Genomic DNA, 14,612 nt, shown 5'->3' on the forward strand with positions numbered 1-14,612 from the left:
CATCCGATTTCCGATGGCCCCCATAAGCCGCTCCTGCTCATCCAAAACTTGACGCATGTTCATCTTCAATCCCGGGGATACCGGCGGTAACGTCCGGCCACACCCCCGTCGGTAGGAGCCGTTATGCCTCGGCGCACCCCACGCAACTTGCTCGACAGACTGAGAACTCCCGGCAGATTCCCCGGGTTCCTGAAGGCCGCATCCGTATGCGCCCTCATTGCCGCCCTTTTGTCTCCTCTTGCCCAGGGAACGGCGACCGCCGCGACCGCCTCGAACGACTACTGCGGCGGCCAGTGCTCGGACATCCTCCCGGCCGGCGAGAACGGCAACGCGACCCTCGCGCAGATCCTCCTCAACCAGGCCTTCGGAGTGCAGCCCTCGCACGCCGAGGATCAGCTCGGTCCCTACGCCAACCTGGCCACGGGCGCTGCCACGCTGACCGACGCGAAGATCAACACCTTCTTCAACGACGCGTCGTTCGGGGTCCCCGCCGCCAACGTCGCCTCGACCGAGAGCCCCAGCGGCCGCACCGATGTGACCATCGTCCGCGACAAGGCGACCGGTGTGCCGCACATCACAGGCACCACGCGCTACGGCACCGAGTACGGCGCCGGGTACGCGGCGGCCGAGGACCGGCTGTGGCTGATGGACGTCTTCCGGCACGTGGGACGCGGCCAGCTCACCACCTTCGCGGGCGGCGTCGCCTCCAACCAGGGTCTTGAGCAGGAGTTCTACCGCAACGCCCCCTACACCGAGGCCGAACTGCAGTCCCAGATCGACAACGCCGTCGCCAACAACGGCGCCCGCGGCCAGCAGGCCCTCGCCGACGCCAACGCCTACCTGGCCGGCATCAACGCCTACATCGACGCCTCGGACAGCGGCCGTTACTTCCCCGGCGAGTACGTCCTCACCGGCCACAAGGACTCGATCACCAACGCCGGCACGATCGACCACTTCAAGATCACCGACCTGGTCGCGCTGGCCTCCGTCATCGGCACCCTGTTCGGCTCCGGCGGTGGCGGCGAGGTCAACAACGCCATGTCGCTGCTCGCCGCCCAGGAGAAGTACGGCGTGGAACAGGGCACCAAGGTCTGGGAGTCCTTCCGCGAACGCAACGACCCCGAGGCCGTGCTCACGGTCCACAACGGCGAGAGCTTCCCCTACGGCACCAAGCCCACCACCGCCCAGGGCGAGGCCCTGCCGGACGCCGGTTCGGTGACGACCGAGCCGCTCGTCTACGACGCCACGGGCACCGGAGCCGACCAGAGCGCCACCGCCGCCTCCGCCGCGGCGACCGCCACCGCCCTCAGCTCCGCCAAGCGCGGGATGTCCAACGCCCTTGTGGTGAGCGGCAAATACACCGCGAGCGGCCACCCGATCGCCGTCTTCGGACCCCAGACCGGCTACTTCGCACCCCAGTTGCTCATGCTCCAGGAGATCCAGGGCCCGGGCATCAGCGCCCGCGGCGCCTCCTTCGCCGGCCTGAGCATGTACGTCGAACTCGGCCGCGGCCAGGACTACTCGTGGTCCGCGACCACCTCCGGCCAGGACATCATCGACACCTACGCCGTCGAACTCTGCCAGGACGACTACCACTACCTCTTCCACGGCACCTGCACCGCCATGGAGGAGGTCGAGCAGAAGAACTCCTGGACGCCCACCACGGCCGACGGCACCGCCGCCGGGTCGTACACCATGCGGGTGTGGAAGACCGAGTACGGACCCGTCGAGTACCGGGCGACCGTCGGCGGCAAGAAGGTCGCCTACACCACCCTGCGCTCCTCCTACATGCACGAGGCCGACTCGATCATCGGCTTCCAGATGCTCAACGACCCGGACTACGTGAAGAGTCCGCAGACCTTCCAGACCGCCGCGCAGCACATCAACTTCACGTTCAACTGGTTCTACGCCGACTCCCAGCACACCGCGTACTACAACAGCGGCAACAACCCGGTGCGGGCCACCGGTGTCGACCCCGAGTTCCCGGTCTGGGGCCAGGCCGCCTACGAGTGGCAGAACTGGGACCCCACCACCAACACCTCCGACTACACCCCGGCCTCCGCGCACCCCAACTCCATCGACCAGGACTACTACATCTCCTGGAACAACAAACAGGCCCTCAACTACACGACCGCGAGCTGGGGCGACGGGTCCGTCCACCGCGGCAACCTCCTCGACGACCGGGTGAAGAAACTCGTCGCGGCCGGCGGGGTGACCAGATCCTCGCTGGTGAAGGCCATGTCGGACGCCTCGCTCTCCGACCTGCGGGCCGAGGACGTGCTGCCCGACCTGCTCCAGGTCATCAACAGCAGTACGGTCACCGACACCACCGCGGCGGCGGCCGTCACCAAGCTGCAGACCTGGCTGACCGCGGGCGGCAAGCGCACCGAGACCTCGGCCGGGTCCAAGACCTACGCCAACGCCGACGCCATCCGGATCCTGGACGCCTGGTGGCCGCTGCTGGTGAAGGCCGAGTTCCAACCCGGCCTCGGTGACGACCTGTACACGGCCTTCACCAAGAACCTGTACATCGACGAGACCCCGTCCGCCGCGCACGGCCCGACCGGGTCCCACGCCGGCAGCTCCTTCCAGTACGGCTGGTGGAGCTACGTCGACAAGGACATCCGGTCGGTGCTCGGACAGACCGTGTCGGGACCGCTCGCCCAGCAGTACTGCGGCGGCGGCAGCCTCAGCGCCTGCCGGGACATCCTCATCAGCACCCTGAAGACGGCGGCCGGCACCAGCGCGTCCACCGTCTACCCCGGGGACTCCCTGTGCTCGGCGGGCGACCAGTGGTGCGCCGACTCGATCGTCCAGCGCACCCTGGGTGGCATCAAGCACTACAACATCAGTTGGCAGAACCGGCCCACCTTCCAGCAAGTGGTGGAGTACACGTCACACCGGTGACGCCGTAGCGGCGGTGGGCCGGCCGATCCGGCCCGCCGCCAGCACCACCCGGGCCAGTTCAGGGTGCACGATGTCGCTGTGTGCTCCCATAGGAGCGCCGCCGTGACACACCACCGCGCAGGCGTCGACGTTCACACAACCCGACGTCGGCAGCGGCGAGTTGAGTGCCTCGGCCAGTGTCAGCGCCTGGGTGCCGGGCACCGCCCGTACCCCGTCGTGGCCCATCGCGCCCCACTTGTCGCCCAGCACCCGGTCGATCTCGAACGCGGCGAGCGAGCGGTCGTCGTCCGCCATCCGCGAGGCCAGCGGGTAGATGGTGCCGAGCGCCGAGTCGAAGTGCGAGTAGCAGCACACCAACGGCCCGTCCACACGGTTCTGTTGACCTTGCAGCACGCCCCCGGTACGCGGGTCGTCCGGCAGCCGGGACGCGAACGCGTAGTGCGAGAAGGCCCCTTGGAGCAGCGTCACCGACTTGACCGAGTGCACCCCCTGGGGCAGACCCCGTAGCGCGAACGACACCAGGCGCCCGCCGAAACTGTGCCCCACGAGATGCACCCGCACCTCCGGCGCCACTCCCGCGAGCCGCCCGATCACTGGACCGAGCCCCCGCTCACCGACCGTGCCCGCCCGCCGTTTCATCGCGTAGTACGCCGCCTGCCGCAGCAGCTCCCGCGCCCCCTTCCACGGGTTCGGCAGCGTGAACTCCGCGGTGGCGCCCAGTGGTCGGGGCGACGAGAGATGCTCCAGGGCCTGCGCGAACTGGTCGCAGACCTCGGCCGTGCAGCCGACGGCGAGCATCCGCGGCTCGCACTGCGGCAGCCCCTCCGCCATCGTGTCCGCGCCGAACTGCGCCTGCGGCCCGGGCGGCACCACCTCCACGAGGGTCCGCACCAGCCGCCCGAACTCCTCCAACTCGGCGTCCTGGGCGGGCTGTTGATCCAGCATGCGGGCGATCTGGTCGATCAGTGTCGCGTTGCCCGGAAAGGTGTCGAGGAGCGTGTGCCGGGTGTCGTCGTCGAGCACCGGAGAGGCGATCGGTTCGGTCGCGGCCACGCTCGATCGCGGGAAGTCCGGGACCGGCTGGTCCGGGAACTCCATCGATGGCCAGATCACGCCCACGTACCCGATGCGGGCCTTCGGCGCGAGCTTCGGAATCGGTGCGAAGAAGCGGCTGTAGAGCCGCGTGGCACCGGCGCGTTGACTGTTCCACCCGTGCGAGAACACGATCAGGTCACCGACCCCGCGCTGCCGCACCTCACGCAGCAGCCGATCGCATTCCCCCTGGTCGACGTCCCCGTCGGCGTCGAAGGTCAACTCCCAGTACGGGCTCACACTCATCGCCGGATCCGCCATGACCGGCCTCCTCGTCCCCCGGAGTGGCTCAATGTGGGCGCATCGTCCCGCTACCGGTGAAGATTGGCCATACGTCACGAGTCACTTGTAGAGGAGGTATTCAGTTCGAATCCCCCGGAACACCCTCAACTCCTCCTGCCACTGCGCCACCACCTCGTCGGTGCCCGCGCCCGCGTCGATCGCCGTCCGCACCCGCGCGGACCCGGTGAGGTTGTCGATCCAGTGGTCCGAGCGCCAACGGAAGCCGCTCCAGACCTTCTTGGCGGTCACCAGCAGCGCGATCCCGGTGCGCACGGGGTCGAACGCGGCCCGGTCGTGCACATGGATCTGCACCCCGCCGACCGTCTTCCCCTGGAACTTGGAGAACGTCGGCGCGAAGTACGCCTCCCTGAAGTGCACACCCGGCAGGCCGAGTTGATTCACCGCCGCCGTCCAGCGGCCGTCGATGCCCTCCGCGCCCAGCAGTTCGAAGGGGCGGGTGGTGCCACGCCCCTCGGACAGGTTCGTCCCCTCGAAGAGACACGTCCCCGAGTACACGAGGGCGGTGTCCGGCGTCGGCATGTTGGGGCTCGGCGGCACCCACGGCAGCGACCAGGCGTCGTAGAACTCCGACCGCTTCCAGCCCGTCATCAGTACGGTCTCCAGCTGGACGGGTGTCTTCAGGAACTCCCCGTTGAACAACCGCGCCAGCTCCGCCACCGTCATCCCGTGCGCCTGCGCGATCGGCTGCCGGCCGATGAAGGTCGCGAACTCCCGGTGCAGGACCGGGCCTTGGGCGGTGCGGCCGGTCACCGGGTTCGGGCGGTCGAGCACGACGAAGCGTTTGCCGGCGAGCCGGGCCGCCTCCATGCAGTCGTAGAGGGTCCAGATGTAGGTGTAGAAGCGGGCGCCCACGTCCTGGATGTCGAAGACGACGGTGTCCACGGTGGAGGCCCTGAAGATGTCGGCGAGTTGCTGACCGCTCTTCAAGTACGTGTCGTAGACCGGGAGTTTCGTGGCCGGGTCGGTGGAGCGGCCCTCGGAGTCGCCTGCCTGTGCGGTGCCTCGGAAGCCGTGTTCGGGGCCGAAGACCGCGGTGAGGTTCACGTGGGGGTCGGCGTGCATGACGTCGACGATGTGGTGGGTGTCTCTGGTGATGCCGGTGGGGTTGGTGACGATTCCGATGCGTTGGCCGTTCAGCTGGTTGTAGTCGGCTTCAGCCAGGCGTTCGAATCCTGTACGCAAGCTGCCGGGTTTGGAGTGTGCTGGGGTGAGGGCTGCCGCCGGAGTTGCTGCCAGGAGAGCTCTTCTGGTGAGGGGCATGTCGGCACCGTATGAGCTGCCGCGGGTTGTGGGCGGGATGCGGGTCCGTTGTGGCTGGTCGCGCCCACGCGGCGGAGCCGCAAATAGATACAGCCCCGCGCCCCTATGGGGCGCCTGCCCTTCCGGTGTTACATACCGACCGGTTAGTCTGGCTGGGCAGTGGAGCCGCAGTCGAAGGAGACCGATGGTGGAAGCCGTTCAGGGTGCCGGGGTAGTCGTCACGGGGGCCGGGGGTGGCATCGGCGCTGCGCTCGCGCGGCGGTTCGCCGCCGAGGGGGCCCGGGTCGTCGTCAACGACCTGGACGGTGATCGTGCGAAAGCCGTCGCCGACGAGATCGGTGGGATCGCCGTGCCGGGGGACGCCTCCGCCGTTGTCGGTGAGGCCCGGGACGCGCTCGGTGGGACCGTCGACATCTACTGCGCCAACGCCGGGCTCGGCTCCGGTGGGTCCGAAGCCGCCGGTGAGCAGGTGTGGGCTCAGGCCTGGGACGTGAATGTCATGGCCCATGTGCGGGCCGCGGAGGCGCTGATTCCGGGGTGGCTGGAGCGGGGGAGCGGGCGGTTCGTGTCCACCGTGTCGGCCGCGGGACTGCTCACCATGATCGGGGCCGCGCCCTACAGCGTCACCAAGCACGGCGCGTACGCCTTCGCCGAGTGGCTGTCGCTGACGTACCGGCACCGTGGGATCAAGGTCCACGCCATCTGTCCCCAGGGCGTCCGCACCGACATGCTGGCCGCCACCGGCAGCGCGGGCGACCTGGTGCTGCAGCCGACCGCGATCGAGCCCGACACCGTGGCGGACGCCCTGATGGCGGGGATCGAGGAGGAGCGCTTCCTGATCCTGCCGCACCCCGAGGTCGCCGGGTACTACCAGCACAGGGCCACCGAACCGGACCGCTGGCTGACCACCATGAACCACATCCAGCAGAAGTGGGAGGCCGGAGAGTGACCGACTCCCGCTATGCCGCCCGACCCTGGATCGGGCTGCTCAACGACGCCCAGCGCGGGCCCGTCAGCCCCGACGACTCGCTGGTGCACGCCCTGCGGCGGGTCGTCGCCGAGACGCCCGACCGCACCTTCCTCACCTACTTCGACGGCCGGCTCAGCTATCGCGAGGTCGACGAGCTGAGCGACTCCGTCGCCGGGTATCTGGCCGCGCGGGGACTGGAGCACGGTGACCGGGTCGCCGTCCTGCTCCAGAACTCGCCGCACTTCGTCATCGCGCTGCTCGGTGCCTGGAAGGCGGGCGCGATCGTCGTGCCCGTCAACCCGATGTACAAGTCGGGCGAGGTGACCCACGTCCTGCGGGACGGCGAGGTGGTCGCGCTGATCTGCTCTGACCGCGCGTGGGAGTCGTATCTGCGAGAGACCGTGGCCGAGTCGCCGGTGCGGATCGTGCTCACGGCGTGCGAGCTGGACTTCCAGACCCGCGACGACGCGCGCGTGCTCACCTTCGAGCGGCTTCCGCAGGCCGAGGACGCCGCCGATCTGGTGGCCGTCGCCAAGGAGGGCCACAAGGCGCCCGAGGTTCCGGTACCGGTTCCCGCCGACATCGCGCTGATCAGCTACACCTCGGGGACGAGCGGTGCCCCGAAGGGCGCCACCAACACCCACGGCAACATCCTCTACAACGCCGAACGGCAGCGCACCGGGCTCGGACTGCCGGACCCGCCCGTGTACTTCGCGATGGCGCCGCTGTTCCACATCACCGGGATGGTGTGCCAGCTCGGTGCCTCGCTCGTCAGCGGGGGCTCGCTGGTGCTGGCGTACCGCTTCGAGGGCGGGGTCGTGCTCGACGCGTTCGCCGAGCACAAGCCGCACTACACGGTCGGCCCGTCCACCGCCTTCATGGCGCTCGCCGCGCACCCGGCCGTCACCCGCGAGCACTTCGCGTCCTTCCTGAACATCTCCTCCGGCGGCGCGCCGGTGCCGCCCGCCCTGGTGGAGAAGTTCCGGGCCGGCTTCGGGCCGTACATCCGCAACGGCTACGGCCTCACCGAGTGCACCGCGCCCTGCGCCTCCGTGCCGCCCCAGCTGGAGGCGCCCGTCGACCCCGCGTCGGGGACGCTGGCCGTGGGTGTACCGGGACCCGACACCGTCGTACGGATCCTCGACGACCAGGGTGACGAGGTCCCCTTCGGGGAGCAGGGCGAGATTGTGGTGCGTGGGCCGCAGGTCGTGCCCGGGTACTGGCGGCGCCCCGAGGCCACCGCCGAGACCTTCCCGGACGGCGAACTGCGCACCGGGGACATCGGGTTCATGGACCCGCAGGGCTGGCTGTACGTCGTCGACCGCAAGAAGGACATGATCAACGCGTCCGGCTTCAAGGTGTGGCCGCGCGAGGTCGAGGACGTGCTGTACACCCACCCGGCGGTGCGCGAGGCGGCCGTCGTCGGGGTGCCCGACGGGTACCGGGGCGAGACCGTGAAGGCGTACATCAGTCTCCGTCCGGGCGCCGAAACCGACCCCGATGAATTCGCCGTGTACTGCAAGGAGAGACTGGCCGCCTACAAATACCCGCGCCAGGTGGAGATCCTGCCCGAGCTGCCGAAGACGGCAAGTGGGAAGATCCTCCGGCGGGAACTGCGTTCCCGGTCGCACGACAGCGAGTGAACACCTAGGAAAGGCAGGTGGCGGCAGTGCCCAGGACGACCGACGGAGACGGGGCTCCCGTCCCGCAGCGGCTGCTGGCCGCCGCCACCAGGCTCTTCGCCGAGCAGGGCTACGACCGCACCTCGGTGCAGGAGATCGTCGAGGCCGCAGGCGTCACCAAGGGGGCGCTCTACCACTACTTCGGCTCCAAGGACGACCTCCTGCACGAGGTGTACGCGCGCGTGCTGCGTCTCCAGCAGGAGCGCCTTGAGGTGTTCGCGGGCGCCGACGAGCCGGTGGAGAAGCGGCTGCGGGACGCCGCGGCGGATGTCGTGGTGACGACGATCGACAATCTCGACGACGCGGCGATCTTCTTCCGGTCCATGCACCATCTGAGCCCGGAGAAGAACAAGCAGGTACGCGCCGAGCGCCGCCGCTACCACGAGCGCTTCCGCGCGCTCGTCGAGGAGGGCCAGCGCGAGGGCGTCTTCTCCACGGCGACCCCGGCGGACCTCGTCGTCGACTACCACTTCGGTTCGGTCCACCACCTGTCGACGTGGTACCGGCCGGGCGGCCCGCTCAGCCCGCAGGAGGTCGCCGACCACCTCGCGGATCTGCTGCTGCGGGCACTGCGCCCCTGATCCGCGTTCACGTGTCCGGTGAGCGGCCCAGTCCCGCCGCCCGGGCCCAGGCCGCCGCTCCCGCGCGGTCCGCGACGCCCAGTTTGGCCAGGACCGCCGACATGTGGTTGCTGACCGTCTTGGGGGACAGGCCCAGCCGGGTGGCCACCGTCGAGTTGGGTTCACCGTCGGCGATCAGGGCGAGTACGTCCCGTTCGCGCGGGGTGAGCGTCGGGCACGGGTCGGGCCGGTCGGGCGGCCTGCTGAGCTGGCCGAGCACACGCCGGGCGACACCGGGGCCGAAGATGGCCTCGCCGGCGGCCACCGCCCGGATCGCCCGGACGATCTCGTCCTGGCCCGCGCCCTTGAGGACATAGCCCAGGGCACCCGCGCGCATCGCGGCGAACACCGAGTCGTCCTCCTCGACCATGGTGAGCATCAGCACGGCCACCCGGGGCGCGACCCGGCCGATCTCGCGGGTCGCCTCGATGCCATTCAGGTCGGGCATCCGGATGTCCATCACCACGACGTGCGGACGCAGGGTCACCGCCGCCCGCACCGCCTCCCGCCCGCTCGCCGCGACCCCGACGACCCGCACCCGCGGAGTCCCGTCCCGTACGGACTCCAGCAGCGCGGCCAGCCCGGTCCTGACCACGGGATGATCGTCGGCGAGTACGACCCGCAGCGCGTCCTCGTCGTCCTCTCGCCCCGTCACAACGCCCCTCCCAGCGGCAGCGTCGCCACCACCCGTCCCTGGCCCGCCACGCACCGGCCGCCCAGTTCCGCCGCGCGCTCCTGCATCGACGTGATGCCCACGCCCGGGGTCCACGCGGTCTCCTCGCCCGCCGGTGAACCGTCGTCGCACACCTCCAGGCGCAGCCCGTCGCCGATCTCGATGCGCAGGTCGACGCGGGAGGCGCGGGCGTGCCGGGCCGCGTTGGTGAGTGCCTCGATCGCGATGCGGTACGCGGCCACCTCGACCGCGGCGGGCAGTGCCGGCAGCCGCTCGGGTGCCTGGACCCGTACCTGGAGCGGGATGCCGTCCGCGCGCCAGGACAGCCGTACCGCACGTTCCCGCAGTGCGCCCAGCAGCCCCAACTGGTCCAGATCCGGGGGTCGTAGCCCGTCCACCAGGCGGCGCACCTCCGCGACCGCGCCCCCGACCTCGGACCGCAGTTCGGTGAGCAGCTCCGCCGCCCGTTCCGGGTCGAACGCCAACAGGTTGCGTACGGCGTCCGCCTGGAAGGCCGCCCCGGCGAGGGTCGGGCCGAGCCCGTCGTGCAGATCGCGGCGGATCCGGCGCCGTTCCTCCTCGCGCGCGGCCACGATCCGCTCCCGGGAGTGCTGCAACTGCCGGGTGAGGTCGGTGGCGTGGAGCGCGGCGGCCAGCGGTACGGCCAGCAGTTCGAGTACGGCCAGGTCGGCGGGTGTCGGTTGTTGTTCGCCGGGGCGCAGTCCGATCACCAGGGCGCCTACGGTCCGGCCGTCGTAGTCGAGCGGTATGGCGTGGATGTGTTCGCCCGGTTCGCCCCAACTGCCGTCCGTCACCCCGGACTTCGACTCCACGCACACATACGGCAGCCGCAGCGCCTCGCCGACCGCCTCCGGGACCCCGTCGACCCCGGTGCCGGCCAGCCGTTCGCCGATGCGGGAGACCGCGCGCACCGGGTCGTGCCGGTCGCCGTACAGGGCGTGGTCGACCATGCGTTGCAGGAGGCGGCGGGCGGGGGCGAAGGCGAGGGCCAGGGTGACGGTGATCAACGCCGGGCCGAGGAGGGCGGGGTCGGGGTTGAGGAGGGCCTGCACGGAGGTGACGAGGCCGACGTAGGTGACGATCACGCCGACCGTGAGGGTGCCGTAGAGGAGGCTGCGGGAGACGACGAGGCGGACGTCGAGGAGTTCCTCGCGGACCACGGCGATCATGATGGCGGTCGGCAGGAACAGGGTGCAGCACGAGGTGTAGACGGCCGGGCAGCCGAGGATCTGCAGGGCCACGCTCAGGGCCAGCGGCAGTATTCCCGCGATGAGCCACAGGAGTCGGCGGCGGTCCTGTTCGCCGCCGCGTCGGTAGCGGACGGCCATGACGGCGAACACGGCGGCCAGTACCAGGCAGGCCTTGGCGGTCTCGACGTCCCGCAGGACGGGCATCCAGCCGGCCGGCACCGGGAGGTAGGAGGGCTGGGCGGGCGTGCCGCGGAACAGGCCCCAGTCGTCCCGCGCCCAGATCGCGAAGTCCAGTGGGGAGGAGAGGAGTTGGGCGGCCAGCGCCCAGCGCCAGCGGCGGTCGGGCAGCCGGCCGTCGGGGAACAGGAAGAACACGAGCACGAACGCCGTGGAGCTGCCGAGGATCCAGGTGTGGCGGCCGACGGTCGTGACCGCGTGCAGCAGCTCCGGCGACCAGCCCAACCGCAGTCCCTGGACGGCCAGTCCGATCGACATGCCGGTGAACGCGTGGCCCAGGCCGTAGGCGATCAGCAGCCAGCCGATGGGGTTGCGGGGGCGATGCAGCGCGATCACCGTGCCGCAGACCGGGTAGGCGAGGCCCACCGCCAGGTCGACGACCATGTCGTAGCGGACCAGGTCCGCGACGGGGACGTGGGCCGCCGCCAACGCGACCGACCCGACGGCCACTTGGAGTGCCGACAGCCCCAACAGCGTGTACGCGGCGGCCGAGTGGGGCCGGGTGCGCCCGTCGCGGTCTTCCATGCGTCCCATCGTGGGGGCCCGGCACCCGGGTGTCATGGGAACGCTTCCCGGACCACCCGGGAGAGGTCCCCGGCGTTGCCCGGGGCTTCCCCTCAACTCCCGGCCCCCGTCGCCGTGATGCTCGTAGCAGCGGAACGGCGGGCGCACCGCCGGGTCGACCGACCGGAACAACGGGGGAAACATCATGCTGTCAACGAAGCGGCGCCTGACGGGTGTTGTGCTGGGATCCGTGCTCGCTCTCGGTGGTACGGCGGCGGTGCCGGCCGCCGCGCAGACACCGGCGCGGGCCGGGTGCGGTATCGCGGTGAACGAGCCGCACATCTACCAGCGGTGGAGCGCGCTCGGCGGGGCCGGTGGGTGGCTGGGTTGTCCGACCAGCTACACCAAGGACGTGTACCTGAACGGTGCCTACGCCGGGAAGCGCCAGTACTTCACCTACGGCACCGCCACCTGGTCGCCGCGCCAGGGCTCGAACATGGTCGTCGCCGCGTGGGAGGACCGCGGCTACGCCTACTTCAACTGGGGTACGACGGCGCCGTACCGCTACGACTCGTTCCTGGTCCGCTGGACCAGCGCCTCCGACCCCGGGGGTACCCAGCGGGAGTTCGGCGGGGGGACCTCCGGGCGGATCCGGGTGCGGGAGCGGAACACCGGTGCGTATGTCTTCGTTGTCGAGGGCTGCGACATCGGGACCTTCGGGCACACCTGCCGGCAAGGCTGGACGCTGAGGGCCAGTACGCCCAACTGACCATCACCTCGGGGGGAATGGGCTGGAGGGGGTTCTCCTATCCCTTCCAGCCCATTCGTTTTGCTACAGGTACTACAGGTATTTCTTCAACTCCCGGCGGGCGAGGGAGCGTTGGTGCACCTCGTCCGGGCCGTCGGCCAGCATCAGGGTGCGGGCGCTCGCGTACAGCTCCGCCAGCGGGAAGTCCTGGCTGACACCGCCCGCGCCGTGCAGCTGGATCGCCTTGTCGAGGATGCCGACCACCGTGCGGGGCGTGGCGATCTTGATGGCCTGGATCTCCGCGTGGGCGCCCTTGTTGCCCACGGTGTCCATCATCCATGCCGTCTTCAGGACCAGCAGCCGCAGTTGCTCCACGGCCACCCGGGCGTCCGCGATCCAGTTGTGGACGACGCCCTGTTGAGCGAGCGCCTTGCCGAACGCGACGCGGGAGACGGCCCGTTGGCACATCAGCTCGATCGCCCGCTCGGCCATCCCGATCAGCCGCATGCAGTGGTGGATACGGCCCGGGCCCAGCCGCGCCTGGGCGATGGCGAAGCCGCCGCCCTCCTCGCCGATCAGGTTCGTCACCGGCACACGCGCGTGGTCGAAGATCACCTCGGCGTGGCCGCCGTGGGAGTGGTCCTCGTAGCCGAAGACCTGCATCGCGCGCTTGACCGTGACGCCGGGGGTGTCGCGGGGGACGAGAATCATGGACTGCTGGCGGCGGATGTCCGCGCCCGTCGGGTCCGTTTTGCCCATCACGATGAAGATCTTGCAGTCCGGGTTCATCGCCCCGGAGATGTACCACTTGCGGCCGGTGATGACGTAGTCGTCGCCGTCCCGCTCGATGAGGGTCGTGATGTTGGTGGCGTCCGAGGAGGCCACCTCTGGTTCTGTCATCGCGAATGCCGAGCGGATCTCGCCTGCCAGTAGCGGCTCCAGCCATTGCTTTTTCTGTTGTTCGTCGCCGAACTGTGCGAGTACCTCCATGTTGCCGGTGTCCGGTGCCGCGCAGTTCAGCGCGGTGGGGGCCAAGTGCGGGGAGCGGCCGGTGATTTCGGCGAGGGGGGCGTACTGGAGGTTGGTGAGTCCGGCTCCGTACTCGGCGTCCGGGAGGAAGAGGTTCCAGAGGCCTTGGCTGCGGGCCTCTTCCTTCAACTCCCCTACTACGGCCGGGGTGTCCCAGGGGGAGGAGAGCTGGGCGCGCTGTTCCTCGGCGATCGGTTCGGCCGGGTAGACGTGCTCGTCCATGAAGGCCAGGAGCTTGGCGCGCAGTTCCTCGGTGCGTGCGTCGAACGCGAAGTCCATGGTGGATCAGCCTTCCTGAAGGGTGGTCAGGCCGTGCTCGATGAAGACCGGTACCAGTTCGCCGATGCGGTCGAAGCCGCGGCCGACGGTCTGGCCCAGGGTGTAGCGGTAGTGGATGCCCTCCAGGATCACGGCGAGCTTGAACCACGCGAACGCCGTGTACCAGGCGACCGACGACACGTCGCGCCCCGAGCGTGCGGCGTATCGCTCGATCAGCTCGGCCGGTGTGGGGTGTCCCTGGGCCGAAGCGGTGGTGGAGATGGGGGAGTTGGGCAGTTCCAGCGGGATGCTGTACATCACCAGCAGGCCCAGGTCCGTGAGCGGGTCGCCGAGTGTCGACATCTCCCAGTCGAGGATCGCCTTGATCTTGTCGTCCTCGCCGATGAGGACGTTGTCCAGGCGGTAGTCGCCGTGTACGACCGTGGGGGTGGGGGAGGTGGGGAGGCGGCGGCCCAGCGCTGCGTGCAACTCCTCGACGCCGGGCAGCTCGCGGTTGCGGGATGCCGCCAACTGCTTGCCCCAGCGGCGGAGTTGGCGGTCCAGGAAGCCTTCGGGGCGGCCGAAGTCCGCGAGGCCTACTTGTGTGGGGTCCACCGCGTGCAACTCGACCAGGGTGTCGACCAGTTCGAGCACCGCGCCCCGGGTGCGGTCCGGGCCGAGCGGGAGCAGTTCGTCGGCGGTGCGGTACGGGGTGCCCTCGACGAACTCCATGACGTAGAAGGGCGCGCCCAGTACGTCGTCGTCCTCGCACAGCAACACCGGGTTCGGTACCGGTACGTTCGTCGGGTGCAGGGCGCTGATCACCCGGTGTTCGCGCTTCATGTCGTGTGCGGTCGCCAGGACGTGGCCCAGCGGGGGGCGTCGTACGACCCACTTGGTGGTGGAGTCGGTGACCGCGTAGGTGAGGTTCGACCGTCCGCCCTCGATCAGCCGGCCGGACAGGGGGGCGGTGACCAGACCGGGCCGCTCGCGGTCGAGCAGACCGCGCAGCCGGTCGAGATCGAGTCCGGGCGGGTGGTCGGGGCTCATACATCACTCCTGTGAAGGGACGAACAGGTCTTGCACCATCATGCCGACCGGTCGGTATGTAGTCCAGT

At 69.8% G+C, this 14,612-nt stretch carries 11 protein-coding genes; 5 read left to right on the forward strand and 6 right to left on the reverse strand.

Translation table 11 applies throughout. From position 1 onward, the window contains the following. Nucleotides 1–123 precede the first annotated feature (123 nt). Nucleotides 124–2,907 (forward strand): penicillin acylase family protein, encoded by a 2,784-nt coding sequence (locus ACIBJH_RS29890; protein WP_399119979.1) that lies wholly within the window; start codon nt 124–126, stop codon nt 2,905–2,907. Here the strand turns inward: ACIBJH_RS29890 and ACIBJH_RS29895 are convergent. Next, nucleotides 2,896–4,260: a serine-threonine protein kinase gene (locus ACIBJH_RS29895; protein ID WP_399119980.1), complete on the reverse strand. Its 1,365-nt coding sequence runs from the start codon at nt 4,258–4,260 to the stop codon at nt 2,896–2,898. The genes ACIBJH_RS29890 and ACIBJH_RS29895 overlap by 12 nt on opposite strands. Before the next feature lie 81 nt (nt 4,261–4,341). Then, nucleotides 4,342–5,562 carry an exo-beta-N-acetylmuramidase NamZ domain-containing protein gene (locus tag ACIBJH_RS29900; RefSeq protein WP_399119981.1) on the reverse strand — a complete coding sequence of 407 codons (1,221 nt, stop codon included), beginning with the start codon at nt 5,560–5,562 and terminating at the stop codon, nt 4,342–4,344. 184 nt (nt 5,563–5,746) lie between these two features. Between ACIBJH_RS29900 and ACIBJH_RS29905 the strand changes: the two genes are divergently transcribed. From ACIBJH_RS29905 to ACIBJH_RS29915, 3 genes are read left to right on the forward strand one after another with little or no spacing between them, the layout of a single operon-like run. Continuing rightward, nucleotides 5,747–6,511, forward strand: a complete 765-nt coding sequence (locus ACIBJH_RS29905) for an SDR family oxidoreductase (protein WP_399119982.1) — start codon at nt 5,747–5,749, stop codon at nt 6,509–6,511. Continuing rightward, entirely contained in the window at nt 6,508–8,175 is a 1,668-nt protein-coding gene (locus tag ACIBJH_RS29910) for a class I adenylate-forming enzyme family protein (RefSeq protein ID WP_399119983.1), read from the forward strand. Before ACIBJH_RS29905 ends, ACIBJH_RS29910 begins: the two co-directional genes overlap by 4 nt. A 26-nt stretch (nt 8,176–8,201) precedes the next feature. Next, on the forward strand, nt 8,202–8,795 hold the full coding sequence (locus ACIBJH_RS29915; RefSeq protein WP_026178133.1) for a TetR/AcrR family transcriptional regulator: 594 nt from the start codon (nt 8,202–8,204) through the stop codon (nt 8,793–8,795). A gap of 7 nt (nt 8,796–8,802) precedes the next feature. Here the strand turns inward: ACIBJH_RS29915 and ACIBJH_RS29920 are convergent, their stop codons facing one another. Together ACIBJH_RS29920 and ACIBJH_RS29925 are read right to left on the reverse strand one after the other, a co-directional pair. After that, nucleotides 8,803–9,489, reverse strand: coding sequence for a response regulator (locus tag ACIBJH_RS29920; protein WP_399119984.1), 687 nt, complete (start codon nt 9,487–9,489; stop codon nt 8,803–8,805). After that, the gene (locus ACIBJH_RS29925) at nt 9,486–11,480 is read right to left on the reverse strand and encodes a sensor histidine kinase (protein WP_399119985.1); all 1,995 of its coding nucleotides are present in this window, start codon (nt 11,478–11,480) and stop codon (nt 9,486–9,488) included. Before ACIBJH_RS29925 ends, ACIBJH_RS29920 begins: the two co-directional genes overlap by 4 nt. A 184-nt stretch (nt 11,481–11,664) precedes the next feature. On the opposite strand from ACIBJH_RS29925, the gene ACIBJH_RS29930 reads away from it, so the two are divergent. Next, entirely contained in the window at nt 11,665–12,228 is a 564-nt protein-coding gene (locus ACIBJH_RS29930) for a hypothetical protein (RefSeq protein WP_399119987.1), read from the forward strand. Between the two features lie 72 nt (nt 12,229–12,300). Here the strand turns inward: ACIBJH_RS29930 and ACIBJH_RS29935 are convergent, their stop codons facing one another. Further along, nucleotides 12,301–13,515, reverse strand: coding sequence for an acyl-CoA dehydrogenase family protein (locus ACIBJH_RS29935; protein ID WP_399119988.1), 1,215 nt, complete (start codon nt 13,513–13,515; stop codon nt 12,301–12,303). A gap of 6 nt (nt 13,516–13,521) precedes the next feature. After that, a complete protein-coding gene (locus ACIBJH_RS29940) occupies nt 13,522–14,544 on the reverse strand; it encodes a phosphotransferase family protein (protein WP_399119989.1) in 1,023 nt (340 codons plus the stop codon). Nucleotides 14,545–14,612 lie beyond the last annotated feature (68 nt).

This window comes from Streptomyces sp. NPDC050548, from assembly GCF_044457385.1.
Lineage (GTDB): Bacteria > Actinomycetota > Actinomycetes > Streptomycetales > Streptomycetaceae > Streptomyces.

Excerpts from the sequence above, each read along its gene's own strand:
- ACIBJH_RS29890 (WP_399119979.1), top strand. The coding sequence starts at position 124 with ATGCCTCGGCGCACCCCACGCAACTTGCTCGACAGACTGAGAACTCCC.
- ACIBJH_RS29895 (WP_399119980.1), bottom strand. The coding sequence starts at position 4,260 with ATGGCGGATCCGGCGATGAGTGTGAGCCCGTACTGGGAGTTGACCTTC.
- ACIBJH_RS29900 (WP_399119981.1), bottom strand. The coding sequence starts at position 5,562 with ATGCCCCTCACCAGAAGAGCTCTCCTGGCAGCAACTCCGGCGGCAGCC.
- ACIBJH_RS29905 (WP_399119982.1), top strand. The coding sequence starts at position 5,747 with ATGGTGGAAGCCGTTCAGGGTGCCGGGGTAGTCGTCACGGGGGCCGGG.
- ACIBJH_RS29925 (WP_399119985.1), bottom strand. The coding sequence starts at position 11,480 with ATGGAAGACCGCGACGGGCGCACCCGGCCCCACTCGGCCGCCGCGTAC.
- ACIBJH_RS29930 (WP_399119987.1), top strand. The coding sequence starts at position 11,665 with ATGCTGTCAACGAAGCGGCGCCTGACGGGTGTTGTGCTGGGATCCGTG.
- ACIBJH_RS29935 (WP_399119988.1), bottom strand. The coding sequence starts at position 13,515 with ATGGACTTCGCGTTCGACGCACGCACCGAGGAACTGCGCGCCAAGCTC.
- ACIBJH_RS29940 (WP_399119989.1), bottom strand. The coding sequence starts at position 14,544 with ATGAGCCCCGACCACCCGCCCGGACTCGATCTCGACCGGCTGCGCGGT.